We start from the raw sequence: 26332 nt of genomic DNA on the forward strand, positions 1-26332 counted from the left end.
TCCGGCGACGGCAAGACCGGGCGGCGACACGATTGCCGCCCGCAATCCATTGAATGAAAGCGTGGGAGGTAGCGGTGTCCGACAGAGTGAAAGTGCTGGTGGTGGGTCTCGGCAATATGGGTGCGTCGCATGCCAGCGCCTATCACCGCTCCGACGGTTTTGAGATCGTCGGCATCATGAGCCGCTCGATCAAGAGCAACACGAAGATCCCGGCCGAACTGGGCGCCTATCCGCTCTATGAGGATTTCGACCAGGCGCTGAAGGAGACCGCGCCCGACGCCGTCTCGATTAACAGCTGGCCGAACACCCATGCCGAATATGCGCTGAAGGCAATCGCCGCCAACTGCCATGTGTTCATGGAAAAGCCGCTGGCCACCAACAACGAGGACGCCGAGAAGGTGGTCGCGGCGGCGCGCGCCAAGAACCGCAAGCTGGTGCTCGGCTATATCCTGCGCGTCCATCCGTCGTGGATCAAGTTCATCGAAGTAGGCAAGACGCTCGGCAAGCCGCTGGTGATGCGGCTCAACCTCAACCAGCAGAGCAGCGGCAGCGCCTGGCACTGGCACAAGAACCTGATCGATTCGCTGATCCCGATCGTCGACTGCGGCGTGCACTATGTCGACGTCATGTGCCAGCTGACCGGCGCCAAGCCGGTGCGCGTGCACGGCATCGGCGCCAAATTGTGGGCGGAGGCCGACAAGCAGAATTACGGCCATCTGCACGTCACCTTCGATGACGGCTCGGTCGGCTGGTACGAAGCCGGCTGGGGACCGATGATGAGCGAGACGGCCTATTTCGTGAAGGATGTGGTCGGCCCCAAGGGCGCGGTGTCGATCGTTGCCGGCCAGCAGGCAAGCAGCGCCTCCGAGCTGGCCGAAGTATCGAATTCCGCCGACATCGACCGCCACACCAAGACCGATGCGCTGAAGATCCATTACGCACAGGTCGACGCCGACAAGAATTTCTCAAAGCCCGACGAGATCGTCAGCATGGAGGACGAGCCCGGTCATCAGGAACTCTGCGACCGCGAGCAGGCCTTCTTCCTGCGCGCCATCCGCGAGGACCTCGACCTAACCGAGCAGATGGATGCGGCGGTCAACAGCCTGCGAATCGTGCTCGCCGCCGAACAGAGCATCGCGCTGGGACGGACCATCGATCTGGCCTGACGCAATCCGAGGGCTGGCAGGCAATCGCTTCAGGTCGGCGCTGCCCCTCACCCTTACCCTCTTCCCGCAAAGAACGGGGAGAGGGGATCGTAAGCGTTGGAGCGCGTCCCTTCTCCCCCCTCGCTTACGGGGAGAAGGTGCCGGCAGGCAGATGAGGGGCGGCGTCAACGTTGGCAAGATCAACGAACGACGTTGAAAAACTGGGAGAGAGACATGGTCACCGACAGTCTGCTGAAAACCTATGCCGAGTCCGACGCACTCGACCTGGCCGGACTGGTGCGCGGCGGCCAGGTTTCGCCGGCGGAACTGGTCGAGGCGGCGATCACCACAGTCGAGCGGCTCAACCCGGCGCTCAACGCGGTCATCCACCGCCTCTACGACATGGCGCGCGCCCAGGCCCAGACGGTCGACAGATCAGCACCCTTCGCCGGCGTGCCGTTCCTGCTCAAGGAGTTGGCCTCGTCCTGGACGGGGGCGCCGAACACCAACTCCTCATTCTACCTGAAAGACGTCGTCGCCGACTTCGACACCGAAGTCGTTCGCCGCATGAAGGCGGCCGGGTTGGTGCTCATCGGCAAGTCGAACGCGCCGGAGAATGGCTGGTCGATCACCACGGAACCAAAGCTCTATGGTGTGACCAAGAATCCGTGGAAGGAAGGCATCACACCCGGCGGCTCAAGCGGTGGCGCTGCCGCGGCCATCGCTTCGCGCATGGTGCCGATCGCCGAGGCCAGCGATGGCGCCGGCTCGATCCGCATCCCGGCCTCCTGCTGCGGTATCGTCGGGCTGAAGCCGTCGCGCGGCCGCGTCAGCCTCGCGCCGTTCGGCGACTACTGGTATGGCGGCGCCTATTTCCTGTGCTGCTCGCGCACCGTGCGCGACACCGCGGCCTATCTCGATGCGGTCGCCGGCGCGCTGCCGGGTGATCCCTATACGCCGCCGGTCCCGGACGGTTCGTGGCTCAGCCTGTCGGCGCGGGCACCGAAGAAACTGCGCATCGGCTTTTCCGTCACGCCGCCCAATGGCACGGCCATCGATACGGAGGTGAAGGCGGCGGTGCTGGCGACCGTGGCGGCGCTCGAGCGTCTCGGGCACCATGTCGAAGAGCACGACATGCCGCTCGACGCCAATGCTGTGTGGAAGACCTACACCAACATGACCTGCGTGCAGACGGCGGCGACCTTCGATTATCTTGAAACGGTGATCGGCCGGCCGGTGACGCCAAACGACGTGGAGGCGGTGACCTGGGCGATCATCGAGCGCGGCCGCGCGACCAGCGGTACCAGGCACATCTCCGACGTCGAGCAATTGCGGCAGATCGGCCGCGACATCGTCGGCGACCTCGGCGCCTACGATCTCTTCATAACCCCGACGCTGACACAGCTGCCGCGCCTCCTCGGCTATTACGACATGTCGGAGACGGACATCGACCGCTACAACGCCAAATGGGCGGACTCGGTGTTTGCCTTCCCCTTCAACATTTCCGGCCAGCCGGCGATCTCGCTGCCGCTCGGCTGGTCGAAAGGCGGCGTGCCGATCGGCGTGCAACTGGTCGGCCGCTACGGCGACGAGGCGACCGTGCTGGCCGCGTCGGCGCAGCTGGAACACGAGATGCCATGGAAGGAGAGGCGGCCGCCGGTGACTGCATAAGCCGGCTAACCTATTGTCTCCAGCCGTCTCGGCATGAGGTTCATGGCAACAGGTCCGTCCGGCGTAATCAGGAACTGGTCCTCGAGATTGAAGCTGGCGAGACCGTCGATGTAGAGCGGGATCTCGAAGGCCAGCACCATCCCGGCTTCGATCACGACATCGCTGTCGGCCGCAATGAACGGCCATTGTTCTGAGAAGACCGACTGGCCGACGCCATGGCCGAAATGACCGCGGCGATAGGAGCGCAGCCCTTGCCGCGCCAGGCTGTCGGTGGCGACGCGATGCACGTGGGCGAGCCTGGTTCCCGGAACAAGGGATGCCAGCCCGTCGTCAAAGGCCCGCTCGGCGATTGCATGCAGCTCGGCCTGCTCGGCGGATGACGGCCCGAAGGTGAAATTGCGCGACATGTCGGAGGCGTAGCCGCCGACCGTGCAGACCATGTCGCACTTCAGCGGATCGCCCGGCATGGCTTTCGCATCGGCATCCTTGGCCCGAGCGCCCAGCGTGACATACTCGGCCGTGGCGACCGGATACGACAGTCCGGCCGCGGCCGTGGCGACACCTTCCCGGTACAGGGCAATCAAATCGGCCTGGCGCATGCCGGCCATGGCATCCACCTGCAGCCGGTCCAGCCCGGCTTCCGACAGGATGATGCCTTGCTGCAGCAGGGCGATCTCGCGTTGCGACTTGATGGCCCGCAACCTGTCGAGCACCGACGAGCCGTCGACCATCGTGCAGCCCGGCAGCAGCGCCTGCATGGCCGAGAAATCGGCGGCGGCGATGAAATCGAGATCGACGCCGATCATTGCGTGCTCCAGTCCGAACCCGGTCAGGATATGCTGCAGCTCGCGAACGGAATGGGCGAGCTCGAATGTAGCCGGTCGCGAAAAACCAGGCGCCCGGCCGGACGAGGCAAGGCCGGCCTCAACGCGTTGCGCCAGCCCTTGCCCTGACGTCGAGGCGTCAAGCGTGGCGGTTTCGATCCAGATCGGATGGCTGCGGATGACAGCGTCCGGCAGAGCCCTTTGCAACTGTGCAGCATTGAAATCCGCCACCACGACGCCGATCGGCAGGTCTTGGCCAGCCGGGATGACGACGAAGCCAGCGCCGGCGCGCCGGAACAGCCCGGCCGGGCCGATCGAGGCCCCGGTCGCATAGTGGAAGGCCTCGGGCGCGCACAGCACCAGCGCCTCGATGCCGGCGCGGTCCATCAGTTGAGCCGCGCGCTCGCGGCAGACAAAGCCTGTCATCAATCTTCTCCGGACGTCCGAAGTGGTAACGGAGCATTCCGGGCAGCGACGTTCAAGGGGCGAATACCGGGTAATCGCTGGATACAGAGCTAAAGCGTATCGCGTCTGAACGGATTCAAGCGACCCGCTTTAAGTCCTTGCCTTTATGCATGTCGTTCTCCCCAAACTGAGGTCACTTTTGGGCGACATGCATTAGCGGCCGCAGGTGTTCCAGCCGCATCGCAATCGGCCGGCTGGTCGAGTCGTCTCGGGCTCCGGCACCGGCTCGTTCGGGCCGATACCGAGGGCGCGGCGAAAAGCATCTCTGTCGTTTCGCGTGTATCTTTCAGGGACGACACGGCAGCGGTGCAAGCGTGGTCGATCTCGGTAAGGTGCATATCGAGAAGCGCTAGATTTATAACGTCTCGAATGTGCTGAGGCAGCGGGGCCATTAAACCGTCTCCGCAATGGTGCCTATCGCCTGAGCCGCCCAGAAACGAAAAAGCCGCGGCGGACCGCGGCTTTTCGATGCTTGATTTCCCATAAGGAAATTGGAGCGGGTGAAGCGATTCGAACGCTCGACCCCAACCTTGGCAAGGTTGTGCTCTACCCCTGAGCTACACCCGCTCGCACGGCGTCTTGGCCGCAAGCCGGGCCTATATGGCTGAAGAGCGCGGCGATTGCAACAGGGAAATCGCAGGCTTTTTTTGCGAAGCGGCGGGCGATGTCCGCAAGCCGCCGGCACTGTTGCGGGCGCGAGTGGCGGGCGGCGGGCGCGCCACCGCGAAGGCGGTGCCGCTCACCGTGATGTCGCATGACGGTCTTGTGTCGGCCGCCCGATTGGCCGTAAACGGCATTGGCTTGAGAAACGGGACGAAGACGAGACCGATGCCGAAGACCGAAGCCGACCTTTTTGCCTTTCTCGCCGATCTCGGCATCGCCGTGTCGACGAAACGCCATCCGCCGCTCTACACGGTCGCCGATTCGCAGGCGCTGCGTGGCGAAATCGCCGGCGGGCACACGAAAAACCTCTTCCTGAAGGACAAGAAGGACAATTTCTTCCTGGTCACCGTCGGCGAGGACGCGGTTGTCGACCTGAAGCAGATCCACCAGGTGATCGGCGCCGCCGGCCGCGTTTCCTTCGGCAAACCGGAGATGCTGATGGAGCTTCTCGGCGTCACGCCGGGCGCGGTCACGGTCTTTGGCGTCATCAACGATACGACAAACAGGGTCAAGCTCGTGCTCGACAAGGATTTGATGGAGCATGCGGTGATCAATGGGCATCCGCTGACCAATGAGGCGACGACATCGATCGCGGCGGGCGACCTGATCAAATTCGTCGAGGCAACCGGGCACGATGCTGCTATCTTGAAAGTCTCCGCGTGATCGCCACATGGATGGCTTGAAACCGATGGTCTGAAGCATGTGGCGCCTGGCTGCCGGCCGGCCGCGTCATGGAAGGGTAAAGAGATGAGCGACAACAATCCGTTTGGCGGCCCCTTTGGCGGCAATGGCGGTCAGTACACCACTTCCGTGCAATATGGCGGAACCGCGCCGGCGCCGGCGAAAGTCGCGCTTGGCGATGTGCCCGCAGCTCCGGCCGATGTCATCAAGGACACGACGACAGCCGCATTTGCCGCCGACGTCATCCAGGAATCGCGCCGCCAGCCGGTGCTGGTCGATTTCTGGGCGCCCTGGTGCGGACCTTGCAAGCAGCTGACGCCGCAGCTGGAGAAGGCGGTGAAGGCCGCCGGCGGCAAGGTCAAGCTGGTCAAGATGAACATCGACGACCATCCCTCGATCGCCGGCCAGCTCGGCATCCAGTCGATTCCCGCGGTCATCGCCTTCAAGGACGGCCAGCCGGTCGACGGCTTCATGGGCGCCATCCCGGAGAGCCAGATCAACGAATTCATCACCAAGGTCGGCGGCAAGGGCGATGGCGCGCCGCCGGTGGCCGAGGCCCTGGCCGCGGCTACCGAGGCGCGCGACGCCGGCGACATGCAGACCGCGGCCGACATTTATGACGCCGTCCTGGCGCAGGCGCCGGAGACGATCGAGGCAATCGCCGGGCTGGGCGAACTGCTGTTCGAGGCCGGCGACACGGAAGGCGCAGAGGCGCTTTTGGCAACAGCGCCGGAAGCCAAGAAGGATGCACCGCCGCTGGCCGCCCTGCGCGCCAAGATGGCGCTGGCAGCCCAAGCGGCCGCCCTTGGCAATCCGGCCGAGTTCGAGCGGCGGCTGGCGGAAAATCCCAAGGACCATCAGGCGCGCTTCGACCTGGCCATGATCCAGAACGCCAACGGCGACCGCACGGCGGCCGCCGACAATCTGCTGGCCATCATCAAGGCGGACCGGACGTGGAACGAGGACGGCGCCAGGACGCAATTGCTGCAGCTGTTCGAGGCCTGGGGCATGACCGACGAGGCGACGCTTAGCGCGCGCCGCAAACTGTCGGCGTTGCTGTTTTCCTGAGCGGTTGTTTTGCCGCACGGGCTTGGCGTCGGCGATGACCGCGCCAGATTAATGCATGTCGCCCAAAAGTGGGTCCCGGTTTTGGGAGAGCGACATGCATAAACAAAGACTAAAGCGCGCGACGCGCTTTAGGATGGAATTGACGCGCTTCCTGGTGGCGCGATCGGAGGAATGAGGTGCAAGCGGGAAACGCGCATTACCGGCTCGCCAAGGATTTGCCGTCGACGATCCCGATCTTTCCGCTCGAGGGTGCGCTCTTGCTGCCGGGAGGCCGCATGCCGCTCAACATCTTCGAGCCGCGCTATCTGCAGATGGTGGACGAGGCCATCTCCGGCTCGCGGCTCATCGGCGTCATCCAGCCCAGTCTCGACGGAGCCTTGCGCGATGACGGCGAGCCGGAGCTCTGCAGTGTGGGCTGCGCCGGGCGAATCATTGCCTTTTCCGAGACCGGCGACGGCCGCTATCTGATTTCGCTGCAGGGCGTGTGCCGGTTCCGCATCGCCCACGAATTGACGGTCAAGACGCCGTTTCGCCAGGGCAAGCTGGCGCCCTTTCTTGCCGATCTCGATGAAGATCAGGCGGCGAACGAGATCGACCGGCCATCGCTGCTCAAGGCATTTCGCGCCTATCTGCAGGCCAACGACCTGGAGGCCGACTGGGAAAGCGTCAGCCGGGCCGAAAATGCCATGCTGGTCAACGCGCTGTCGATGATGGCGCCCTACGGGCCGGCCGAGAAACAGGCGCTGCTCGAAGCAGCCGACCTGAAGACACGGGCCGAGACGCTGATCGCCATCACCGAAATGGCGCTGGCGCGCGAGAATGAGGACTTTGGTTCGAGTTTGCAGTAGGATGTGCCGACATTCAGGTGATGCCGGCCTGCAAATGACGGCTTCCGGTGCTTCCGGTGCTCACGTACGAAACGTATGCTCCGCTCCGGTTCTCGGATGCCACCATTTTCGACTCGACCTAACCTGAACCTCAACACATCTTGGGCCTGCAACGGGCTGGGAAGAGAATCTTATGGCCGCGGATGGGCGTGACGGAAAGAAGGCCAATGTCGACCCCAAGCTGCTGGAACTGCTGGCCTGCCCGCTGACCAAGGGGCCGCTGGCCTGGGATCCGGAGCGCGGCGAGCTGGTCTCGCGGGTCGCCAAGCTCGCCTATCCGGTGCGCGACGGCATCCCGATCATGCTTCCGTCGGAAGCGCGGACGCTGTCTGTTGAGGATGTGCTGGCCCCGCCGCCGCGCCAGAGCGGGCCGGGCTGAGGGGGCGAAGGATCGCCGACGTCCGCTTTCATTCCGCTCTTGGCATGGCCATGCCTACTGAAAATTACGCCCCTTGGGCATGACCCTTTCCGCCTCTTCCGACAGCGTTGCGAGATCCTGTCGGATCGGCTTGTCTTGTATCGCGGGACGGCTGGAGCGATCGCGCGCCCTGGGAGCGCGTTCCGGAGGACCGGCGGTCGCTGGTGCGGCCTCGCTGACCTTCTCCAGAAGCACGGTCAGCCAGGGCGTCAGGTCCTCGATCTTTTCGGCGACGATGTGGACCACACCCGATTCCGACTGCAATTTGCCGGTGACCCGTACGAACCGCGCGCCCATGACAATCGGCCGGTATCGGTCAAAGGTTCTTTGCCAGAAGATGACGTTGGCGACGGCCTTGTCGTCCTCCAGCGTCAGGAAGATCGCGTTGCCCTTGCCGGGGCGCTGCCGCACCAGCACGAGGCCGGCAACGGAGACACGCCTGCCGTCGCGCACGGAAGGCAGGTTCGCATTGGGCGTTACTCCGGCCCTGTCCAGCCGTTCGCGCAGGAAGGCGACCGGATGTGCCTTCAGCGACAGGCCGAGCGAGCGGTAGTCGTGGATGACATGCTCGCCAAGCGGCATTTTCGGCAGCTTCGTCTCGGGTTCCAGCTCGCGCAGGTGGAGCGCAGGCTGGTCGAACAGCGGCAGCCTTTCGGCGGCGCTCTTGCCGTCGAGCGCGCGCACCGCCCACAGCGCCTCGCGGCGGTCGAGGCCAAGCGAACGGAAAGCGTCGGCCTGCGCCAGCCTTTCGATCTCGTGGACATCGAGGCCGGAGCGCAGCCAGACATCCCTCACGGATAAGTAGCCTGAGCCGCGCCGCTCGACGAAAGCCTCCATGCGGTCCTTCGACAGACCCTTGATCTGCCGGAAGCCGAGCCGCAGCGCATGATTTGTCTCGATGACGCCGCGCATTTCGGCGTGGCGAGGGAGGATGCGGGCCGGATCGAAAGGGAATTCCTCCAGCGTGCAGTCCCAGACCGAGAAATTGACGTCGACGTCGCGGATATCGACGCCATGGTCGCTTGCGTCGCGGACGAGCTGGGCCGGCTGGTAAAACCCCATCGGCTGCGAATTCAGGATCGCGGCGCAGAACACGTCGGGGTAGAAGGTCTTGAACCAGCAGGAAGCATAGACGAGCAGGGCGAAGGAGGCGGCATGGCTTTCGGGAAAGCCGTATTCGCCGAAGCCCTCGATCTGCTTGAAGCAGCGCTCGGCGAAGTCCTTCGTGTATCCCTTGCCAACCATGCCGTCGATCATGCGCTGGCGGTAATTGCCGATGGTGCCAGTGCGCTTGAAGGTGGCCATGGCACGGCGCAGTTCATCGGCTTCGCCGGGCCTGAAGCCGCCGGCGACGATGGCGATCTTCATCGCCTGCTCCTGGAACAGCGGTACGCCGAGTGTCTTGCCAAGAATTTCTTTCAGCTCCGGCTTGGGGTATTCCGCCTCCTCCTTGCCTTGCCGGCGGCGCAGATAGGGATGCACCATGTCGCCCTGGATCGGACCCGGGCGCACGATAGCCACCTCGATGACGAGATCGTAGAACTCGCGCGGCCTGAGACGTGGCAGCATCGACATCTGGGCGCGCGATTCAATCTGGAAGACGCCGAGCGTATCGGCGCGGCAGATCATGTCGTAGACCCGGGCGTCTTCTGCCGGCAGGGTGGCCAACACATAGGGTTGCCCGTATGAGTCCCTTGCCTTCGGATAGTGGTCAGTAAGCAAGGTGAAGGCGCGCTGGAGGCAGGTCAGCATGCCGAGCGCCAGGATGTCGACCTTGAGGATCTTCACCGAGTCGAGATCGTCCTTGTCCCATTCGACCATCTTGCGCTCGTCCATCGCCGTCTTGACGATGGGCACGATCTCGTCGAGCCGATCCCGGGTGATGACGAAACCGCCGACATGCTGGGAAAGGTGACGGGGAAAGCCCATGATCTCGTTGGCGCGTTCCATCACATGCCGCGACACCGGATCGGTGCGGTCGAGGCCGCCGGCGCGGGCTTCCTTCTCGCCGAGTTCAGAGGTCGACCAGCCCCAGATCGAACCGGACAATGACCCCCTGACGTCTTCCGACAGCCCCATTGCCTTCGACACTTCGCGCAGCGCCGAGCGGCCGCGATAGCTGATCACAGCGGCGGCAAGTGCGGTCCGTTTGCCGCTGTATTTCTTGTAGATGTACTGCATGACGATTTCGCGCTTTTCATGCTCGAAATCGACATCGATATCTGGCGGTTCGTTCCTCTCCTCGGAAATGAAGCGCTCGAAAAGTGTGTCGATCCTGTCCGGCCCGACTTCGGTGATGCCGATGCAGAAGCAGACGATCGAGTTGGCGGCCGAACCCCGGCCCTGGCAGAGAATGTCCTGGCTGCGAGCGAACTTCACGATGTCGTGGACGGTCAGGAAATACCGGGCGTAGTTGAGGCGTTCGATCAGAGCGAGCTCTTCCTCGATGCGCTTGATCACGGAAGCCGGCACACCCGCCGGATAACGGTCTGCCGCTCCCTCCCGCGCCAGCCGTTCCAGTTCGGCCTGCGGCCCGAGGCCCGATTCCGTCGGCTCATCGGGGTAATTGTACTGGAGGTCGCTCAGCGAAAAAGTCAGTTCTTCCGCAAACCGCAAGGTCTCGGCCATCGCCTGCGGATGCCGGCGGAACAGGCGGGCCATTTCCATCGGCGGCTTCAGATGGCGTTCAGCATTGGCCGCCAGTTGCAGCCCGACCTCGGCGACGGGCGTGTTGAGGCGGATCGCGGTCAGCACGTCCTGTAGCGGGCGCCGTTCGGCCGTGTGGTAGAGGACATCGTTGGTCGCCATCAGCGGAATGCCGGCGCTATCGGCCATCGCCGCTGCCTGCTCGATCCGGAAACGGTCATTTCCGGCATAGTCAGGCGAAACGCCAAGCCGCAGGCTTTTGCCGAAGCGGCCCTTGAGCTCACCAAGCAGGGTAAGACTATCTTGCGCTCCCGCCGACAGATCGGGCAGCACCGCCAGGGACATCAGATCCCCCCATTCGAGGAGGTCGCTGCGCTGGAGAAGGGTGGCGCCCTTTTCGTTCTCGTCGCGCAGATTGGCCTGGGTGAGCATGCGGCAGAGATGCCCCCAGCCCTTGCGGTCCCTGGGATAGGCGAGAATGTCCGGCGTGCCGTCGCCAAAAACCAGCCGGCAGCCGGGGTGATAGGAAAGCTTTTCGACCTTGGCCTGCTGCCAGGCGCGTACCACGCCGGCCACCGTGTTGCGGTCGGCAAGCCCGATCGCGGAGAAGCCGAGGAGCTTGGCCGCGACCACCAGTTCCTCCGGCTTGGAGGCGCCGCGCAGGAAGGAGAAATTCGACTGGATGCCGAACTCGGCATAGGGAATGACGGTCAGCGCGTTCATGCGAAGACCCCATGCAGGAACCAGCGCGGCGGCACTTGCGAGCCGCCGCCGTAAAGGCCTTGCCGGTAGAGCCAGTAGCGGCGGCCATCGGCATCCTCGATGCGGAAATAGTCGCGCGTCGATGCCGCCTCGTCGCTTGGCACTTCCCGCCACCATTCGGCGGCGATGCGTTCCGGCCCCTCGGCCCGGGTGACGCGGTAGAGCGCGCGCCGCCAGCGGAAGTTCAGCGGCGGTCCCTCCGGCATCTCAGTGGCCGGCACGTCGATGGGCTCGGGCGAGCGGAACAGCCGGATCGGCCGTTCCGGCGGGAAGATGGTTTTTGGCGCCTGCAGCCTGTCCGGCTTCTTCGGCGGCGTGGTCCGGCGCGGCGCTTCGGTGAAGGGGATCGTGACGACGGCGCGCTCCGGCAGATGGCTTTCCACAGTGACCGGCTGCAGCACCGCGCCCTCGCCGAGCCGGGCGCGGATGCGGTCGGCAAACAGCGCGATATCGGCGCCGTCATCGATCACCTCGCCGGCAAGGTCGGCCTGCTGCATGTCGAAGGCGGCTGATGTCAGCACCGAGAGCCGCACCAGATCGAAGCCGTAGCCGGCATCGATATCCTGTTCGAGGGCGGCCAGCCGCTCATGGAACAAGCGCTGGATCAGCCGGGGTTCGCGCATCGGCCGCGAGGTGCCGATGGCGATGCGGCTGACGGCGCCGTCGACGCGAAAGAGCAGCAGCGCCAGCGTCCTGGCGCCCTCGCCGCGGCGCTCGAGATCGGTTTTCAAGGTCGCCGCCAGCATGCCCACCAGCCGTTCGATGTCCTCGGTCAAGGTGACGGGTTCGGCCAGATGACGTTCGACCGAAAGCGGCGCGACGGGCAGGCGTGGCGACACCGCTTCGTCGAGGCGGCCAAGCGCCTGGTCGAGGCGCAGGAGCAGCAAGGCGCCGAAGCGGCGGGCAAGCGGCGCGCGCGGTGCCGCCATGACGGCGCCCGCCGTGCGCAGGCCGACGCTTTCCAGGCTGGCGCGGGTCGCCGGCTCGATGCGCAGTGCGGCCAGCGGCAGGGGGGCAAGCAGCGCCTCTTCCTCGCCGCAAGGCACGATGCGGTCGCCGGCAAACCGTGCCGCCGCCCAGGCAGCACCCGGTGTCGCGGCAAGCCCGGCGCGGACATCGAAGCCCTGGTGGAAGAAACGCGACAGGATGTCGTCCAGCATGGCGCGTTCGCCGCCGAACAGATGGGTGCAGCCGGTGACGTCGAGAAACAGGCCGTCCGCCCCGTCCAGCGCCACCAGCGGGGTGTAGCGGTCGCACCAGTCGGCAAGGCCTTCGAGCAGGCGGCGGTCGGCTTCCGGATCGGCCTCGACGACGTCGATCGACGGATGCATGGCGCGCGCATCGGCGATGCCCATGTCGCGCTTCAGGTGCAGTGCTTCAGCCCGCTCGTCGAGGGCCGAGATGCGCTGCGCGTTGCGGTCGCGATGGCTGATCACGAGCGGTGGGTGAGATGGCGGCAGGTGATCCGACGGCCGGGAACGCCAGGACCGCCCCAGGCGCTGCCGCAGGATCCTTTCCACGGCCAGATAGGGAAACCACAGGGACAGAATTCTTTGCCCGTTGTCTTTCCTCCCCCCCTCTTTCCCCGCTTGCTCTTTCGTCGAATGCGCGTTCATCGGGGTTCCACTCCAGTGTGAATTGTCCAGGCAGGGCCGTGCGGCTCTTGCCGATGGTGAGGGTGAAGGCCGGGCGGCCGATCGAGCCGGCGAGCGGCCCGGCGATGGTGTCGCGCGGCGCTGCCGGCGCCGAGGCGACGATGAGGCGGAGGGGCGCCGCCGTCGGTTCGGGCTCGGCCGCCTGCCGCAGCAGGAACACCGGCCGGCCGGCACCTTGCGCCCTTGCATGCAGCCGGCGTGTCGCGGTCAGGTCCAGCCGCTGCGGATTGCCGCGGATTTCCAGGATGACCGCGGCAAGCGCCGTCATCCGGGCCGCCTCCTCGGCGACCCACAGCGCATCGACAAGTCGGGGCGCCTCGGAAAACAGCAATTGCTCCGGCCCGATGCCGAAGGAGGCGCGAAGCCCCCGGGCATAGGGAAAACCGGCCTCGCGGAAAATCTCCGTGGTGCCGATCCACAGCACCGGCAGCCCCGGCGCCTGCTTGAGGATCAGGCTTGTCAGCGACAGGGCGAAACCGGCGACGGCCCCGGCATCGCGGGTTTGCGTGCCATGGATTTCGCTCAAGGCGGCCTTCGGCAGACCGCCACTCAGGGCGGCATCGAGACGCTCGACGCCGATGGGCAGGAAAGCATCCGGCAACGCCGCGGCAATGCCGCGCCGGACGATTGTGAGATCGGTGTTGACGTCAGCATCGGAGGTCGCGGCAGCCAAGCGCTCGGGCAGCGTTCCCTCGATTTTCGCGATCTGGCGGCGCAGGGCAAAAACAGTCTCCCGCGCCACGGCGGTCATCGCCATGACGGTCAGCTTCCATTCACAATTGTTCCTGTTATGTTCTTATAGATTCCAGAGGGACCCGGAAGAGTCAAGCGGAGTCATGGGGAATTTATTCCTCTCCGCAAGGATGGCGTAGGCGCATCAGCCCGTTTGTTTGCCGATTCCGGTGCGAAAGCCTATATGCCGGGATTAAAGGACAAAGCATGGCTCGCATCTACAAGACCCGCACCTGGCACGACGAACTCTCGCCCTCGATGGACGAAATGGAGTTCCTGGCGCTGGAGGCGTACGCCCATCTGCCGGAGGATTTTCGCAAGCTGACCGGCGAGATCGTCATCCAGATCGCCGAATTCCCGACCGACGAGATCATGGACGATCTGTCGCTGGAAACGCCCTTCGACCTGCTCGGCCTGTTCGAGGGGCGCGGCATCGCCGAGCGCTGGAACCCGCAGACCGGCGAAGGCCCGAACCGCATCACGCTCTACCGCCGCGCCATCCTCGACTACTGGTCCGAGAACGAAGAGACGCTGGGCGACATCGTCACCCACGTGCTGATCCACGAGATCGGCCACCATTTCGGCCTGTCGGACGATGATATGGAGAAGATCGAAGAGGCAGCGGAATAGCGGGGTGCTTCAGCGAAAAGCCTACCAGTCGCTGAGCTTGGTGTCCGGCCCGTATTCCTGACCGTCGATATCCTTCACGACGGCCTGGCCGCAGCGCATGGCCTTGGCTTTCTTGTCGTAGGCATAGGTCGGCGAGCCGAACAGGTGCCAGCCCTTGTTCAGCGCCGCCGTCACCTTGTGGCAAAAGCTGGCATCGTCCGGGCCGGTCAGAAAGCGGTAGAGTTTCATGTCTCAAGTCCTGTCGTGAATAACCTTAGCCGATATCATGCCCCGATGGCGGCGGCCTTCGCCAGCAGTTTTTCGGCCTGCGCCAGGTGCAACCGTTCGACCATCTTGCCGTTCAGCGCGATCACGCCCTTGCCGGCGTTCTCGGTGAGCGCGAAGGCATCTCTCACCTGCCGCGCATCGGCCACTGCCTCAGTGGATGGCGCAAAGGCGTGGTTCGCGGCTTCGATCTGGGCCGGGTGGATGAGGCTCTTGCCGTCGAACCCCATGGCGGCCGCCTCGGTGCATTCATGGGCGAAGGCGTCGAGGTCGCGAAAATCGTTGGAGACGCCGTCGAGCATGTCGATGCCGCCGGCGCGCGCGGCCAGCACCATCTGCATCAGCCATAGCACGAGGTAGCGCCGGTCAGGCGTCGCCAGCACGCCGGTCTCCTTGACGAGATCATTCGTTCCGGCAACGAAACAAGCCAAACGTGAGGCCGGGTCGCGGCCCAATTCGGCGATGGCGCCGATGTTGAGCAGCGCCTTGGGCGTCTCGATCATCGCCCACAGTTTCACGCTGTCGGGAGCAAAATTGTCGTCGAGCACATCGCCGGCCTCGAGCAGGTCGCGCGGCGTGTCGACCTTGGGCAACAGGATGCCGTCGGGTTCGCAGCCTGCGGCGGCCAGCAGGTCGTCGGCACCCCATTCGCTGGCCAGCGCATTGATGCGCACCACCATCTCGCAGCGACGGCCGTCACGGTTGGCGAAAATGCCGGCCAGTTTTTTGCGCGCGGCGATCTTGTCGGCTGGAGCGACGGCGTCCTCCAGGTCGATGATGACGGCGTCGCAGGAAAGCTGTGCGATCTTGGCCAGCGCCTTGTCGTTGGAGGCCGGGACGTAGAGCACCGAGCGGCGCGGGCGATAGGTTTCCATGCGTGATCTATGCCGCGTGCGGTTGGTGGAGGCAAGCGCGCAGGGCTTTGCGCCCATCCTCCCCCTTGTGGGGAGGGTCGCTGCGAAGCAGCGGGGTGGGGGTGCGGCGCCGGACCCCCACCCGGACCTTCGGTCCGACCTCCCCACAAGGGGGAGGTAGACGCTCGGCGCCCCTGTCTGCACAAAAACTGCACACGCTTGCCGAAAACCTCCTCGGATCCGCCCTGCGATCTCCCTGCCGGCCTGCGAGACAGGCGGCATGCAAAAGCGAGCAAAACCCCGTCTGCCTCATCGGTTGCGCAGCGAAGGCTGGTGGCTGGCCGATCCGCCGCGCATGACGGCGATCCTCATTCCCTTTGTCCGCAAGAGCCCGCCGGCAATTCGGCGGGACGCCATCAGGAAAGCCAGGTCGTGACAGCGTTGTTTTCCGCCGCGCCGAGCTATTGCAGCCGCCTTGGCGTTGCCGCCCTGCTGGTCGGGCTGGCGGATTTTCTGTTCTACGGCCAGCCCGCCGGGATCACGGTTTTCCTGTTCGCCCTCCTGATTGCCGCCGCGGTCGTCGCCGTGCACCCGGCGGCCTTCAGCGACGGCAGGGTCTGGCTCAAGCCCATCGCCCTGCTTGTCGCGCTGCTGCCGCTGGCCGAGACCGTCAGCGCCCTGTCGGTCTCGACCGCGCTGGCGGGGCTGGTCGTCTTCGCGCTTTCGCTCAGCGGCCGTCTGCGACATAGCATCGCCCGCATTGCCGGCCAGATCGCGCTGTTCCTGCTGGCGGCGCCTTTCCGGCTCGTTGGCGATTTCATCCGTTGGCGCAAGACGGCGCGGCGCTTTGGCCGGCGCCGCGTACGCCTGGCGGCGATCGCCGTCTGGGTCATGCCGCTGACCTTGGGCGCAGTCTTCCTGGCGCTGTTCGGCGCCGCCAACCCGGTCATCGACTACTGGCTGTCGCTGATCGACCTGCTGAAGCTGCTCGATCTCATCCAACTGGCTCGGCTTGCCTTCTGGCTGTTCGTGCTCGCCGGCGTCTGGGCTTTTCTGCGGCCACGCCTGCCACGTCTGCTCCGCCGTCTCCCGCGCGCGACGCCGGTGGCTGATATCAGCGCTCAATCCGAGGGAACCATCACCACCATGGAGGACATGCTGTTCGGCAAGGCGGCCATCCTTCGCGCGCTTGTTATGTTCAACATGCTGTTTGCGCTGCAGACCGGGCTCGACGCCACCTATCTGTGGGGCGGGGCCGCCCTTCCCGACGGGCTGAGCTACGCCGCCTACGCGCATCGCGGCGCCTATCCCTTGATCGTCACCGCGCTGCTTGCCGCCGGCTTCGTGCTGGCGGCGCTGCGGCCCGGAAGTGCTGCATCAGCCGATCCGGTCATCCGCCGGCTGGTCTATGCCTGGGTGGCGCAGAACATCATGCTGGTCATCTCGTCGATCCTGCGGCTCGACCTCTATATCGGCATCTATGCGCTGACCTACTGGCGCGTCGCCGCCTTCGTCTGGATGGGGCTGGTGGTATCAGGCCTTGCCCTGATCATCGCCCGCATCGCGCTTGGAAAATCCAATGAATGGCTGCTGTCCGCCAATCTTCTGACGTTATCTCTGACGCTTTATGCCTGCTGTTTCATCAACTTCGCTGCGCTGATCGCCAATTACAATGTCGACCATTCCCTCGAAATGACCGGCCAGGGTATTTCACTCGACGCCTGGTATCTGCGCTCGCTCGGTCCGGGCGCGTTTCCGGCGCTTGATCGTTTCTTCGATCACCAGGAAAAGACGGCTGCCGCCGGCGCGGTTCGCGAACTTGCCAGATTGCGTGGGATCGACGAAGGCTGGTATCGCATCATCCAGCAAAACTGGCGAGCCTGGAGCTTTCGCGACTGGCGGCTCAATCGTTATCTCGACAGGAGAGGCCCGCTCGTGATTCCCTCCGCTGCCGAACCTTACGTGCCGGGCCGCTGATCCATGCCGCATCACATCCTCGTCGCCGACGATGATCCGCATATCCGCGAAGTGATCTGCTTTGCGCTGGAGAAGGCCGGCATGAAGACGCAAGGTGTGGCCGACGGCGCGGCTGCCCTGCAAGCGATCGGACGGCGCACACCTGACCTGGTCGTGCTCGACATCGGCATGCCGGAAATGGATGGGCTGGAGGTCTGCCGCCGGCTGCGGCACACATCCGATGTGCCGGTGCTGTTCCTGTCCGCGCGCGACGAGGAGATCGACCGCATCCTCGGGCTCGAAATGGGCGGCGACGACTATGTGACGAAACCGTTCAGCCCGCGCGAGCTGGTCGCCCGCGTCAACGTCATCCTGCGGCGCGCTCGCCCGGCACCGCCCGAACCGGCCGACGACAGGCAGTTCGCGCATGGCAAACTCACCTTGGCGCCGGCCAGCCATGCCGCCAGCTTCGACGGCCAGCCGCTTGCCCTGACGGGGATAGAATTCTCGATCCTGAAGGGGTTTCTGGCGCGGCCGACGCATGTGCTCGACCGCGACGCGGTGATGGCCAGCGCCTATGCCGGCAAGATCCATGTCGCCGGCCGCACCGTCGACAGCCATATCCGCAACATCCGCGCCAAGCTGGCGGCAGTGGGTTGCCCGGATGTTATCGAGACCGTGCATGGCGTCGGCTTCCGGCTCGGCCGATGCGGCTGACGACTTCCAGCAAATGGATCGGCCGCAAATGGCGACCTCGCCTCGCCATGGTCGTCGTCGCCATCCTGATCCTGGTGATGGCCCTGCCGCTGGTCGGCCTGTTCTTCTTCCGGCTCTACGAGAACCAGCTGATCCGCCAGACCGAGGCGGAGCTGATCGCGCAAGGCGCGGCCATAGCCGCCATCTATGCGCAGGATGTGAGCGACGCCGGCATTCCGGCGGAAAAACTCGGCGCGCCGATGCCGGGGCCAAGCGGGGATTCAAGCCGAAGCGCGAATCCTGACCCGCTGTACAGGCCGGTCGAGCCGCAACTCGATCTCGCCTCGGATCATGTGCTTCCAACCCGACCGGCGGCGGTCGCTGCGACCATCGATCCAGCCTTCGCGGCGTTCGGCGCGCGCCTGTCCGGCATTCTCGACACCACGCAGAAAACCACGCTGGCCGGCTTCCGCCTGCTCGATCCCCGGGGCGTTGTCATTGCCGGACGCGGCGAGGTTGGACAATCGCTCGCTGACGTTGAAGAGGTGCGAGCCGCACTCGCCGGCCGCTATGCCAGCGCGCTCAGGCTGCGTATCCCCGACCAGCCGGCGCCACCGCTCTATTCGGTCAGCAGGGGCACCAAGGTGCGTGTCTTCGTCGCCTTGCCGGCCGCTGTCGAGGGCAAGGTCGCCGGCGTGGTCTATGTGTCGCGGACGCCCAACAACATCATCAAACATCTCTATGGCGAGCGCGGCAAGGTGACGTTGGCGGCCATCGCCATAATCGGCGGTACGCTGCTCATCGGCCTCGTCTTCCTGCGCACCGTCAGCCGGCCGATCTATGCGCTGATCGATCGCACCCAGCGCATCGCCGCCGGCGATCGCGCGGCGATCAGGCCGCTCGACCACCACGGCACATATGAGATGGCGGAGCTGTCCGCCGCTTTCCTCGACATGGCCGAAAAACTGCAGGCGCGATCGGACTCGATCCAGACTTTCGCCACCCATGTCTCGCACGAGCTCAAATCGCCGTTGACGGCGATCCAGGGCGCGGCCGAATTGCTGCGCGATTCCGGCAGTGCGATGGATGATACGGAGCGGCGGCGTTTCTCCAACAATATCGTCACCGATGCCGGGCGGCTTAATCTGCTGGTGCGGCGCCTGCTTGACCTGGCACGCGCCGAAAACCTGGCGCCGAGCGGCGAAAGCACCTCGACCGGTGCGGCACTGGCGCTGCTGCCCGTCGACAACAGGCTGACGGTTCGCGTCGAGGCCGGCGGCGATCTGGCCTTGCGCATATCGGCCGAGAACGCGGCGATCGTGCTTGCCAATCTCATCGACAATTCGGCCCGACATGGCGCGACGCTGGTTTCGGTCACGGCGGCGAGCGCCGGTGGCAAGGCGACCATTCTGGTCAGCGACGATGGCGCCGGCATTTCGCCGAGCAACCGGGCGCGCATTTTCGAACCGTTCTTCACCACGCGCCGCGATTCGGGCGGCACCGGCATGGGCCTCGGCATCGTGCTGGCCCTCTTGAAAGCGCATGATGGTATGATCCGCCTGGTTGACTCCGAACGCGGCACGCGCTTCGAGATCATTTTGCCCGCCGCGTAATTTGATCAGCGGCTCGAATCGGAAAGGCGAGAAAGCGTGCGCTACGACATCGTCATCATCGGCGGGGCCATCGTCGGCTCCTCGGTTGCCTATTATCTGCGCGAGGAAGGGTTTTCCGGTTCGATCGCGCTGGTCGAGCGCGACCCGCAATTCGCCCACGCGGCAACGACGCTGTCCATGGCCTCGATCCGCCAGCAATTCTCGATCCCGGAAAACATCCGCCTGTCGCAGTTCACGCTGAAACTGTTCCGGCGGCTGAAGGAAGAGTTCGGCGCGGATGCCGATATCGGCTTTCGCGAAGGCGGCTATCTCATTCTTGCCGGCGAGGACGGCTTGCCGATCCTCAAGAGCAATCACGAGGCGCAGATGGCCGAGGGCGCCGACATCGTGCTGGAGGACGTGGATCAGCTGGTCCGTCGGTTCCCGTGGCTGTCGGCCGAGGGCATCGCCGCCGGCGCCTATGGCCGCAGCGGCGAGGGTTGGTTCGACGCGCATGCGATGCTGATGCTGTTCCGCAAGGCGCTGCGGCAGAAGAAGATCGATTTCATCACCGCTGATGTCACCGGTATTGCGCGCGACGGCAACCGTGTCATCGGTGTGAGCCTCGACAATGGCGAGGTGCTGGAAGCCGGCACCATCATCAACGCCGCCGGGCCGAATGCCGGCAAGGTGGCAGCTCTTGCAGGGCTGGCGCTGCCGGTCGAGCCGCGCAAGCGCAACGTCTTCGTCTTCGAGGCGCGCGAGAAATATGCCGACATGCCGCTGCTGGTCGATCCCTCCGGCATTTATGTCAGGCCGGAAGGCTCGGTCTATCTCACCGGCGGCGCCGAGCCGGAAGAGGGCGACGGTCCCGCCGCCCCCGGGGATTTCGACGTCGATTGGCCGCTGTTCGAAGAGGTGATCTGGCCGGTGCTGGCGACCCGCATTCCGGCTTTCGAAGCGATCAAGCCGACGCGTGCCTGGGCCGGGCACTACGATTACAACACGCTCGACCAGAACGCGGTGATCGGCCCGCATCCTGAAGTCGGCAATTTCATCTTCGCCAACGGATTCTCCGGCCACGGCCTGCAGCAGGCGCCGGCGGTCGGCAAGGCGCTGGCCGAGTTGATCGTGCATGGCGGCTACCGCACGGTGGACTGCTCGGCGTTTGGCTATGGCCGTGTTGCGGAAGGGCGGGCGTTTCGGGAATTGAATGTGATTTAGCGAAGCATCGCATCGATGGCGAGAGCGTTGCCGAGCGCGTGCCCCGATGCCGTGTTGTCGAAAATGCACCAGGCCTCGGCGCCTAAAGCCACCACCCCTTCCACTTGCCGCGCAAACCCGTCGAGACTTTCGGCATCGTAGTCCGAATAATAGACGCGCGGCACGCCATGCCAGCGGAAATAGGCAAGGGCGGGCCAGCCGCCCGGGATCGCCGCTGCAGGCACCGGAGCCGGGTCGGCCGCAACACGCGCAACCTGGCGGCTAGTCAGAAGCGTATCGGCCTCCGCATCGAACCAGCTTGAATGGCGCGGCTCGCATACCAGCCTTGCCGGGGTTCGCCTCCCCAACATGTCGAAGAAACCACCTGCGACGCCTGCCTCGAAGGGCAAACTTGGCGGCAGCTGCACCAGAAGCACGCTTAGCTTTTCGCCGAGACCTTCAACCTGCTGGAGAAAGGCCTCAGAGAGCATCTCGCAGCCGACGAGACGCTGCTCATGGGTCATCGCCTTTGGTGTCTTGACGGCAAAGCGGAAATGATCCGACACGGAGCCCGCCCAGCGTTCATAGGTCTCGCGGCGATGCGTCTTGTAGAAGGAGGTGTCGATCTCGACGATAGGAAGGCGCTTGGCATAGCGTTCGAGGTGAGAACCGGGTTGCGGGAAATCATCCTTGTATCGCGTCGGAATTCCCCAGCCGGCCGTACCTATGAAACATCCCTGCTTTTCCATGCATGGGATGTGGACCAGATCAGGTGTAGGTCAAGGCGAGGGTGCGTGAAGGGCCGCTGCCACTGACCCGCTGCTCAGGCCGCCGCCAGTCTTTCAGCCTCGACATAGGCCTGCAGCCAGGCCAGCACGCGACCCCAACCCTCGGCATGCTCGGTGGCCGCTTCGCTCACCCCAGAAAAACCACCATGGCAGATGGTGAGGCGCGTGCCCTTGGCGGTCGGCTCCAGCAGCCAGGCAATCGTCGTTTGCCGTCGGCCAAGTGTTGGATGGTCCCATGCATAGACCCGCGTCTGCACGATCCGGCGCTGCGCCTCGAGCTCGAGGAATTCGCCGCTGGCCGGCAGGTCCCTGCCGCCAGCCGTCCGGACAACAACGGTCCAATGGCCACCGACGCGGAGGTCGGCCGACCAGTCGACCATCCGGTAGGTAGCGGCAGATCCCCACCATTGCTCGACTTCCTTGCCGACCAGCGCTCTGAAGATGCGTTCCGGAGGCGCTTCGATCTCGGCGGATGCCATGATCGTCTCGCCGTTGGTCATGCTGTGCACTCTGGCAATTTGCATCATGGATGCCTCCACATCAAATTTGTTTCGCTCTCGAAACGAGGTTTCATCCTTTTGATGGCGGACGCTCAAAACCCTTGCCGGTCTCGAGCAGGCTCTTCAAGCTGGCCAGTACCAGCGGCCACCCCTTGGCGACGTTCCCGATCAGGCTGTGCGGCCCGTCCGCTTCATGGGTGACGGCAAGCTTCATAAGCTCGCCGTCCTGCTCGATGATGAAGGTGCAGCGCGTGTAGCCATCGGCCTTCACCTCCGGCATCCATTCATTGCGCCATTTGATGACCAGGCGTCTGGGCGGATCGATCTCGAGGATTTCGCCGCTGTCGGCAACGCGCCCGTCCGGGAACATCAGATTCCAGCTGGAGCCCACTTTCCAATCGCTCTCCTGATAGGAGCAGAGAAAGAACTGCCGGTTGAATTCCGGCTCGGTCAGCGCCTCCCAGAGCTTTTCGGGCGTGGTGCGGATGTAGGTCACGTAGACGAACTTGTTGCTCATCAGTCTTCCCTTTCGAGGCGTTTCTTCAAGTCGCCGAGAGCGGTCAGCCGCCCCCGCTCGAATTTGCCGATCCAGCGGTCGGCGATCTCGTTGATGGGAACGGGGTTGAGATAGTGCTCCTTCTCGCGCCCCTTGCGGATGGTGGTGACGAGGTTGGCCTCCTCCAGGATCGCCAAATGCTTGGTCACCGCCTGGCGCGTCATGTCCATCTGTTCACACAGCGCGTTCAGCGTCTGCCCGTTCCTGGCATGGAGGCTGTCCAGCAACTGCCGACGGGTCGGGTCGGCCAAGGCGCGAAAGACGGCATCCATGCTCATAGCTTTAATATGCAACCATTTGGTTGCATGTCAAGCGACCAAGGTCATCAGAAACGTCACGGCTTTGTGAGGAAGGTCAGCCCTTGCGGGAGAACCAGAAGGCGTCGGCCATGCGCTTCATGCCGATGCGTTCGTAGAAGCCGACGGCGCCGGGCATGGAGATCAGGCTGATGGCGACGGACGGGCCGAGTTGCCGGCGCGCCTCGGCCATCAGGCCCTTGCCGATGCCGAGCCCTTGCGCCGATTGGGAAACGGCGAGTTCGGAGATGTAGCAGACCCAGGAGAAGTCGGTGAGCGCCCTGATAACGCCAATCAGCGGCTTGCCCTCCACGTCGAGACGCGCGGTCAGCACCAGATTGGCGCCCGATAGCATCGCCTGCAGCCTGATGTCGTCATCGACGGGGCGTGTCCCGCCGAGGCCGGATTCGACCAGCACGCGACGGAATTCGGCGACGTCGAGTGCTGGTTCGCGTGCATAGAGGACGTGAGAGTTTTCTGCCATGACGGCCAGATTGCATCAGCTGGCCAGGATCTCGAAGCCATTTTTGAGGTGGTTCAGTTTCAGCGGGTGGCATGATACAGCCACTACGGCGGCCCGTAGCTCAGGGGAAGAGCGCCAGCTACATGCTGGAGGCCCCCGGTCGAGACGGGGCGGGTCGTCGCCAGATTTTCAAACTGGCCTTGCCTGCTATAGGCGATGCGTCCCGCACAAACAGTTGCCTTTTATTTGCCGCCGGCTTTGTGTAAACCGGCGTCAGCAAATCCTCCCGCAACGAAAACACGGGCAAAAGCCATGGAAAAATTCACCAAGCTCACCGGCGTCGCCGCTCCGATGCCGATCGTCAATGTCGACACCGACATGATCATCCCCAAGGATTATCTGAAGACGATCAAGCGCACCGGGCTTGGCACCGGCCTGTTCGCCGAAATGCGCTACAAGGACGACGGTTCGGAAAATCCGGATTTCGTGCTCAACAAGCCGGCCTACCGCAAGGCGCAGATCCTGGTTGCCGGCGATAATTTCGGCTGCGGCTCGAGCAGGGAGCACGCGCCGTGGGCGCTGCTCGACTTCGGCATTCGCTGCGTCATCTCGACCTCGTTCGCCGACATCTTCTACAACAACTGCTTCAAGAACGGCATCCTGCCGATCACCGTCAGCCCCGAGGATCTCGAGAAGCTGATGGACGATGCGTCGCGCGGCTCCAACGCCACGGTGTCGGTCGACCTCGAGGCCAAGGAAATCCGCGGGCCGGATGGCGGCGTGGTCAAATTCGACCTCGACGACTTCAAGCGGCACTGCCTGCTCAATGGTCTCGATGATATCGGCCTGACCATGGAGAAGGCCGACGCCATCGCTTCGTTCGAGAAGCGCAACGCCGAACAGCGCCCCTGGGCCTGAGTGGTAGGATCTGACCCGGCCGCCACAGGCCGGGTTCGTGGCGACTCAGCGGAGGACAGTCATGACTCGTTCGCTTCTTGCTGGCACCTGCGGGCTGGCGTTTCTTTTGATGGCTGCCACTTTGAGCCATGCCCAGACGCAGACGCCCACCGCGCCGTCTGCGGCCGAAAAGTCTGCTACGGACCAAGGGACAGACGCCGCCGACGCTTCCGATGACGACAGCCAAGCGCCTGTACCCTTCGAGGGCGGCACGCTGACCATCACCCAACCGGAACAGGACGGTGAGAAGGTGCTTGCCTATGACGGCAAGCAACTGGCCACCAACTATGACGTCTTCTTCGACAGAATAGTCGAGGTCGGCGGCGTCAAGGTGGCGCTGTTCGATGTCGGCGATGGCGGCAACCAATGCGGACCGGCCACGGTGATCGTCTGGAAGCCGGAAGGCGGCACCATCCAGAGCACCACCGTCGAGCAGGACGACTGCGGCGCGCCGCCCTCGGCGGTGTCCGACAACGCCATCTATTTCGTGCCCTATCTGTTGCCGGGGGATGAGAAGCCGGCCTTGCAGTGGTCGCCGACCGACGGACTGACGATCTCGGGCAACCTGACCTACATGCCGGAACCCGGCACCGACTGGAAGGACATCGATCCGGAAAAGTACCAGAACATCATCGACGCTTTCCACAACGAGGCCGTCTACAAGGAAGCGGAAAAGCTGCTCGGCAAGGACATGCCCGACATGGCGACCAGCCTGCTGGTCGGCGGCGGCACGGAAAAGACCGCTTCGGGCGTCTTCTACGCCAGCGGCTGCGTACCGCATGACTGCGGCGGCAATGACGGCTTCATGGCGGTCGACCCGGCCCAGCACAAGCTCTACTTCGCCCGTCGCGGCGACAAGCCCGAGCCCGACGCCTGGCCGGCGGTGACGACATGGCCGGCCGATGTCAAGGAGGCGCTGGACAAGGCGCTGGGGACTGCAAATTAAGGCATTAGCGTTGCGCGGCGCCCCCCGCGCTTTCGTCATCCAGGGGTCTGCGCCGTGTCGCTACGCTCCTTGCTCCGCCATAGGATGACGACGGAAGGGATGCTTCAGCCAATCTAGGAGGTTCGCGCTTCGCTTCCGGGATAACAGTTCGCCTGGCTTGGCCCACGACCCGCGCCGTTCCGCCTGCTAATGCTGGCCGACAACCCAAGCAAGGCCCCTCATATGCGAAAACTGATCTCCACCGGTTCCCCGTTCGAAAAGACCGCCGGCTATTCGCGTGCCGTGGTGCAGGGCGACTGGTGCTTCGTGTCCGGCACGACCGGCTACGACTATGCGACGATGACGATGCCGGAGACGGTCGAGGCGCAGACGCGCCATTGCCTGGCCACGATCGGCAAGGCGCTCAAGGATGGCGGCTTCGAGATGGCCGACGTGGTGCGGGCGCATTATTACATCACCGACCAGGCCTTCGTGGACATCGTCTTTCCGATCCTGGGCGAGACGTTCGGCGACATCAGGCCGGCGGCGACGATGATCGTCTGCCAGCTCAACAAGCCGGAAATGAAGATCGAGATCGAAGTCACCGCGCTGCGGCGCACGGCTTGAAGGCGGTCAAGCGATGAAAGTCCAGCGCATCGTTGCCAACATCGCCACGCAAGACATCGTGGCGGCAAAACGCTTCTACCAGGACGTACTCGGCCTCGACGTGCTGATGGACCTTGGCTGGATCGCCACCTACGGCTCCCAAGCAAAGATGGATGTCCAGATCAGTTTCATGGCACATGGCGGCTCCGGCACGCCGGTGCCGGATCTGTCGATCGAGGTCGACGATGTCGATGCAGCGCTCGATGCCATGAAGACCGCCGGCTTCGCCATCGAATACGGACCGGCCGACGAGCCCTGGGGCGTGCGGCGCTTCTATGTGCGCGATCCGTTCGGCCGGCTGGTCAACATTCTCTCGCATCGGTGATGGCATAGGTCTGTAAGCGCCAAGGCGAGTGCTGATCTTGAGAT

At 64.3% G+C, this 26332-nt stretch carries 26 protein-coding genes and 1 tRNA gene; 15 read left to right on the forward strand and 12 right to left on the reverse strand.

The window, feature by feature from the left end; translation table 11 throughout:
- Nucleotides 1–74 precede the first annotated feature (74 nt).
- Nucleotides 75–1166 carry a Gfo/Idh/MocA family oxidoreductase gene (locus ASD12_RS11810; protein WP_056585602.1) on the forward strand — a complete coding sequence of 364 codons (1092 nt, stop codon included), beginning with the start codon at nucleotides 75–77 and terminating at the stop codon, nucleotides 1164–1166.
- Between the two features lie 213 nt (nucleotides 1167–1379).
- Nucleotides 1380–2816, forward strand: coding sequence for an amidase (locus tag ASD12_RS11815; protein ID WP_056585604.1), 1437 nt, complete (start codon nucleotides 1380–1382; stop codon nucleotides 2814–2816).
- A gap of 5 nt (nucleotides 2817–2821) precedes the next feature.
- On the opposite strand, the gene ASD12_RS11820 is transcribed toward ASD12_RS11815, so the two are convergent.
- The gene (locus ASD12_RS11820; RefSeq protein ID WP_056585607.1) at nucleotides 2822–4066 is read right to left on the reverse strand and encodes a Xaa-Pro peptidase family protein; all 1245 of its coding nucleotides are present in this window, start codon (nucleotides 4064–4066) and stop codon (nucleotides 2822–2824) included.
- A gap of 531 nt (nucleotides 4067–4597) precedes the next feature.
- Nucleotides 4598–4672, reverse strand: a tRNA-Gly gene (locus tag ASD12_RS11825).
- Nucleotides 4673–4933: 261 nt separating this feature from the next.
- Between ASD12_RS11825 and ASD12_RS11830 the strand changes: the two genes are divergently transcribed.
- From ASD12_RS11830 to ASD12_RS11845, 4 genes are all read left to right on the forward strand, one after another.
- On the forward strand, nucleotides 4934–5431 hold the full coding sequence (locus ASD12_RS11830) for a prolyl-tRNA synthetase associated domain-containing protein (RefSeq protein WP_056586787.1): 498 nt from the start codon (nucleotides 4934–4936) through the stop codon (nucleotides 5429–5431).
- Between the two features lie 84 nt (nucleotides 5432–5515).
- Complete coding sequence (gene trxA / locus ASD12_RS11835; RefSeq protein ID WP_056585609.1) at nucleotides 5516–6517, forward strand: thioredoxin; 1002 nt, start codon at nucleotides 5516–5518, stop codon at nucleotides 6515–6517.
- 176 nt (nucleotides 6518–6693) lie between these two features.
- Nucleotides 6694–7365, forward strand: a complete 672-nt coding sequence (locus tag ASD12_RS11840) for an LON peptidase substrate-binding domain-containing protein (RefSeq protein ID WP_056585611.1) — start codon at nucleotides 6694–6696, stop codon at nucleotides 7363–7365.
- A gap of 172 nt (nucleotides 7366–7537) precedes the next feature.
- Complete coding sequence (locus tag ASD12_RS11845; protein WP_056585613.1) at nucleotides 7538–7783, forward strand: Trm112 family protein; 246 nt, start codon at nucleotides 7538–7540, stop codon at nucleotides 7781–7783.
- Between the two features lie 54 nt (nucleotides 7784–7837).
- Here the strand turns inward: ASD12_RS11845 and ASD12_RS11850 are convergent, their stop codons facing one another.
- Genes ASD12_RS11850 through ASD12_RS11860 form a run of 3 tightly spaced genes read right to left on the reverse strand, consistent with a single transcriptional unit; the run spans nucleotide 7838 to nucleotide 13642 of the window.
- On the reverse strand, nucleotides 7838–11191 hold the full coding sequence (locus ASD12_RS11850; protein ID WP_056585615.1) for an error-prone DNA polymerase: 3354 nt from the start codon (nucleotides 11189–11191) through the stop codon (nucleotides 7838–7840).
- Nucleotides 11188–12666, reverse strand: a complete 1479-nt coding sequence (locus ASD12_RS11855) for a DUF6504 family protein (RefSeq protein WP_056585617.1) — start codon at nucleotides 12664–12666, stop codon at nucleotides 11188–11190. The genes ASD12_RS11850 and ASD12_RS11855 overlap by 4 nt, the downstream gene beginning before the upstream one ends.
- Complete coding sequence (locus tag ASD12_RS11860; RefSeq protein WP_056585619.1) at nucleotides 12608–13642, reverse strand: hypothetical protein; 1035 nt, start codon at nucleotides 13640–13642, stop codon at nucleotides 12608–12610. The genes ASD12_RS11855 and ASD12_RS11860 overlap by 59 nt, the downstream gene beginning before the upstream one ends.
- A gap of 182 nt (nucleotides 13643–13824) precedes the next feature.
- Here ASD12_RS11860 and ASD12_RS11865 point away from each other — a divergent pair, with 182 nt between their 5' ends.
- Nucleotides 13825–14247, forward strand: a complete 423-nt coding sequence (locus ASD12_RS11865; protein WP_023763026.1) for a metallopeptidase family protein — start codon at nucleotides 13825–13827, stop codon at nucleotides 14245–14247.
- 21 nt (nucleotides 14248–14268) lie between these two features.
- Here the strand turns inward: ASD12_RS11865 and ASD12_RS11870 are convergent, their stop codons facing one another.
- Both ASD12_RS11870 and ASD12_RS11875 read right to left on the reverse strand, forming a co-directional pair.
- The gene (locus ASD12_RS11870) at nucleotides 14269–14475 is read right to left on the reverse strand and encodes a DUF1737 domain-containing protein (RefSeq protein ID WP_056585621.1); all 207 of its coding nucleotides are present in this window, start codon (nucleotides 14473–14475) and stop codon (nucleotides 14269–14271) included.
- Between the two features lie 35 nt (nucleotides 14476–14510).
- Nucleotides 14511–15386 carry a CoA ester lyase gene (locus ASD12_RS11875; RefSeq protein ID WP_056585623.1) on the reverse strand — a complete coding sequence of 292 codons (876 nt, stop codon included), beginning with the start codon at nucleotides 15384–15386 and terminating at the stop codon, nucleotides 14511–14513.
- A 411-nt stretch (nucleotides 15387–15797) separates the two neighbouring features.
- On the opposite strand from ASD12_RS11875, the gene ASD12_RS11880 reads away from it, so the two are divergent.
- Genes ASD12_RS11880 through ASD12_RS11895 form a run of 4 tightly spaced genes read left to right on the forward strand, consistent with a single transcriptional unit; the run spans nucleotide 15798 to nucleotide 20833 of the window.
- Nucleotides 15798–17342 (forward strand): DUF4173 domain-containing protein, encoded by a 1545-nt coding sequence (locus tag ASD12_RS11880; protein WP_056585625.1) that lies wholly within the window; start codon nucleotides 15798–15800, stop codon nucleotides 17340–17342.
- 3 nt (nucleotides 17343–17345) lie between these two features.
- Complete coding sequence (locus ASD12_RS11885) at nucleotides 17346–18038, forward strand: response regulator transcription factor (RefSeq protein WP_056585627.1); 693 nt, start codon at nucleotides 17346–17348, stop codon at nucleotides 18036–18038.
- Nucleotides 18029–19630, forward strand: a complete 1602-nt coding sequence (locus ASD12_RS11890) for an ATP-binding protein (protein ID WP_056585628.1) — start codon at nucleotides 18029–18031, stop codon at nucleotides 19628–19630. The genes ASD12_RS11885 and ASD12_RS11890 overlap by 10 nt, the downstream gene beginning before the upstream one ends.
- A 36-nt stretch (nucleotides 19631–19666) precedes the next feature.
- A complete protein-coding gene (locus tag ASD12_RS11895) occupies nucleotides 19667–20833 on the forward strand; it encodes an FAD-binding oxidoreductase (RefSeq protein ID WP_056585630.1) in 1167 nt (388 codons plus the stop codon).
- Here the strand turns inward: ASD12_RS11895 and ASD12_RS11900 are convergent.
- From ASD12_RS11900 to ASD12_RS11920, 5 genes are all read right to left on the reverse strand, one after another.
- Entirely contained in the window at nucleotides 20830–21561 is a 732-nt protein-coding gene (locus ASD12_RS11900; protein WP_056585632.1) for a DUF72 domain-containing protein, read from the reverse strand. The genes ASD12_RS11895 and ASD12_RS11900 overlap by 4 nt on opposite strands.
- A gap of 74 nt (nucleotides 21562–21635) precedes the next feature.
- Nucleotides 21636–22127 (reverse strand): SRPBCC domain-containing protein, encoded by a 492-nt coding sequence (locus ASD12_RS11905; protein WP_056585634.1) that lies wholly within the window; start codon nucleotides 22125–22127, stop codon nucleotides 21636–21638.
- 43 nt (nucleotides 22128–22170) lie between these two features.
- Entirely contained in the window at nucleotides 22171–22617 is a 447-nt protein-coding gene (locus ASD12_RS11910) for an SRPBCC family protein (protein ID WP_056585636.1), read from the reverse strand.
- The gene (locus ASD12_RS11915) at nucleotides 22617–22934 is read right to left on the reverse strand and encodes a metalloregulator ArsR/SmtB family transcription factor (protein WP_082525391.1); all 318 of its coding nucleotides are present in this window, start codon (nucleotides 22932–22934) and stop codon (nucleotides 22617–22619) included. The genes ASD12_RS11910 and ASD12_RS11915 overlap by 1 nt, the downstream gene beginning before the upstream one ends.
- 76 nt (nucleotides 22935–23010) lie before the next feature.
- Complete coding sequence (locus ASD12_RS11920; protein WP_056585640.1) at nucleotides 23011–23436, reverse strand: GNAT family N-acetyltransferase; 426 nt, start codon at nucleotides 23434–23436, stop codon at nucleotides 23011–23013.
- A gap of 291 nt (nucleotides 23437–23727) precedes the next feature.
- Here ASD12_RS11920 and leuD point away from each other — a divergent pair, with 291 nt between their 5' ends.
- The 4 genes from leuD (at nucleotide 23728) to ASD12_RS11940 (ending at nucleotide 26288) form a co-directional block, all read left to right on the forward strand.
- On the forward strand, nucleotides 23728–24333 hold the full coding sequence (leuD, locus tag ASD12_RS11925; RefSeq protein WP_056585642.1) for a 3-isopropylmalate dehydratase small subunit: 606 nt from the start codon (nucleotides 23728–23730) through the stop codon (nucleotides 24331–24333).
- A gap of 61 nt (nucleotides 24334–24394) precedes the next feature.
- Complete coding sequence (locus ASD12_RS11930) at nucleotides 24395–25318, forward strand: hypothetical protein (RefSeq protein ID WP_056585644.1); 924 nt, start codon at nucleotides 24395–24397, stop codon at nucleotides 25316–25318.
- 222 nt (nucleotides 25319–25540) lie between these two features.
- On the forward strand, nucleotides 25541–25924 hold the full coding sequence (locus ASD12_RS11935) for a RidA family protein (protein WP_056585646.1): 384 nt from the start codon (nucleotides 25541–25543) through the stop codon (nucleotides 25922–25924).
- Between the two features lie 13 nt (nucleotides 25925–25937).
- Nucleotides 25938–26288, forward strand: coding sequence for a VOC family protein (locus ASD12_RS11940; RefSeq protein WP_056585648.1), 351 nt, complete (start codon nucleotides 25938–25940; stop codon nucleotides 26286–26288).
- The last annotated feature ends 44 nt before the right edge of the window (nucleotides 26289–26332 follow it).

It is taken from the genome of Mesorhizobium sp. Root102 (assembly GCF_001425625.1).
In the GTDB taxonomy this organism is placed as follows: Bacteria; Pseudomonadota; Alphaproteobacteria; order Rhizobiales; family Rhizobiaceae; genus Mesorhizobium.